Origin of the sequence: Lentilactobacillus kisonensis DSM 19906 = JCM 15041 (assembly GCF_001434135.1) — a bacterium.
Lineage (GTDB): Bacteria > Bacillota > Bacilli > Lactobacillales > Lactobacillaceae > Lentilactobacillus > Lentilactobacillus kisonensis.
This window is the reverse complement of sequence record NZ_AZEB01000072.1, coordinates 1-1,779: the sequence shown is the minus strand read 5'-3', so window position 1 is coordinate 1,779 and position 1,779 is coordinate 1. Positions and strand designations below refer to the sequence as shown.

Genomic DNA, 1,779 nt, shown 5'->3' with positions numbered 1-1,779 from the left:
TATGCATTTACACAAGATATTTTACGCTCTCGACAAAAAGTATCAACCAGCTATTTCAAAAGATGCCCGAACAAGGTACTTTAGGTGATGGCTACATTGAGTACCTGAACTCTGACAATAAGTTGGCCTATACTAAATTTACACATAACATTGCCAGTTCAAATAATTTGACTGAACAAAAATTAATTACTCAAAATAAGGACACAACGGCAAACTCTACTAATGATGACACAGATTCCTCTGAAAGTAGTTCATCAGTCGAAAACTCTAGTTCATCAGAGTCTTCTTCTACTCAGTCTACAACTAGTTCTACGGCCTTAACTGAATCCCAAGCTAGGCAAGTCTTAAAAAATTGGGCGGATGCTGATAATGTTGATAGTTTTGGAGGGTATTCGTTAGACGAGCTTGAGACCATCAAAGGAGAGAACGGTAACTGGAGTTTTGTCAACGATGACGGACTTTCTTGGGGAGTTAGTTCTACAGGTAAAATTCACGCACCGGGAGACCCAATACAATAATTATAGCAACCATAAAAAAGCTACCTCAGTAATTTGAGATAGCTTTTAATTTGCCCAACTAAAAAATTATTAATTGCATAGTTCAGAAAAAATTCTAATTCAAATTATTTATCAAAGAATACCATTAGTTCTTGACATAAATCATATCTTTTGATAAATAATTTGTCTTATTCACCAGTACCCTCCAGAGGGCCCTCCTGCTTAATTGCATCGGCTTTAGTGGCTTCATTAGTTCCTTTTTTGTGCTTGACCGGTGAATAAATAGAGAAGACCTTCATGGTCTGTTTTCCAGCGTTGATCACGTTATGCCAAGTGTTATCAGGAACAACTACAGCCTCTCCCGGATGAATTTCCTGATCAACTGTTAAATGATCTTTATCTTTCCCCATTTTAACGTGGCCAATACCGGCTACTAAGTAAATAAGTTGATCATTACCATGATGAATTTCCATGCCAATATCACCACCTCCGGCTGGGATAGCCATTAATGTGATTTGAAAATGATCCCCGGTCCACAAAGTAGTTCGATAATTTTCATTTTCCAAAGCAGCCGATTTTAAATCAGGTGCAAAGGGTGCTGGACCGTAGTCTCCTAAATCTGCGCTTTTTTCTAACATAATAAACACTCCCCTTCTAATTGGAATTGTAACATAATTTTTTATTATTTGATATCATTTTAAGAGCACCAATGTTATCAGTTAATTTACCAATCTGAGTTCTAGTGACTAATAGCCAATAGGATTGTCTAAAAAGTGAAGTTATTCAATTTAATTAATTTTTGGGTTTGGTTAAAGTATGGGTATCCACTCAGTTTCCATAACTTCTACGTGCAATCGTCCATGGGGCTCTTTTTTATTTAGAAATGGGCCCTTTGCTAACGTTAGAATGGGAATTGTTCTTCTGATTATCTTAGGCTGTAATTAATCGTTGTGACTTATCACGTAATCCACACTTTGGATGTAAGCTGATTCCTGAGACAACTTTTAAGAGAGCGTATAATGAATAAATCGTCTCTCAAAAGGAAGGAATTTTTACATGCCAACTCGTTACGACAAAGAATTCAAACAAAACATTATCAACCTATATAAGCAAGGCGAATCAGCTGCTCAACTGGCCAGAGAATATGGCATTGGCTATTCAACCGTTCATAAGTGGATCCAGGGCCAGGCCAAAACTCAATCCGGTAAATCGCCAGACGAAATCAAAGCGATGGAAAAGCGACTGGCTTCGCTGTCTGAGGAGAACGAAATCCTAAAAAAAG

General features: G+C 37.4%; 3 protein-coding genes. 2 read left to right on the top strand and 1 reads right to left on the bottom strand.

Annotated features, from left to right (window positions below):
- Nucleotides 1–518: hypothetical protein (locus FC98_RS13685; protein ID WP_056949755.1), on the top strand; the 518-nt coding region annotated here is incomplete at its 5' end.
- A 167-nt stretch (nucleotides 519–685) separates the two neighbouring features.
- Here FC98_RS13685 and FC98_RS13680 read toward each other — a convergent pair.
- Nucleotides 686–1,135 carry a cupin domain-containing protein gene (locus FC98_RS13680; protein ID WP_056949754.1) on the bottom strand — a complete coding sequence of 150 codons (450 nt, stop codon included), beginning with the start codon at nucleotides 1,133–1,135 and terminating at the stop codon, nucleotides 686–688.
- A 418-nt stretch (nucleotides 1,136–1,553) separates the two neighbouring features.
- On the opposite strand from FC98_RS13680, the gene FC98_RS13675 reads away from it, so the two are divergent.
- A partial coding sequence (locus tag FC98_RS13675) for a transposase (RefSeq protein ID WP_056949753.1) occupies nucleotides 1,554–1,779 on the top strand: 226 nt, incomplete at its 3' end.

What these genes read in the sequence shown, in the direction of transcription:
- FC98_RS13680 (WP_056949754.1), bottom strand. Translation starts at nt 1,135, where the DNA reads ATGTTAGAAAAAAGCGCAGATTTAGGAGACTACGGTCCAGCACCCTTT.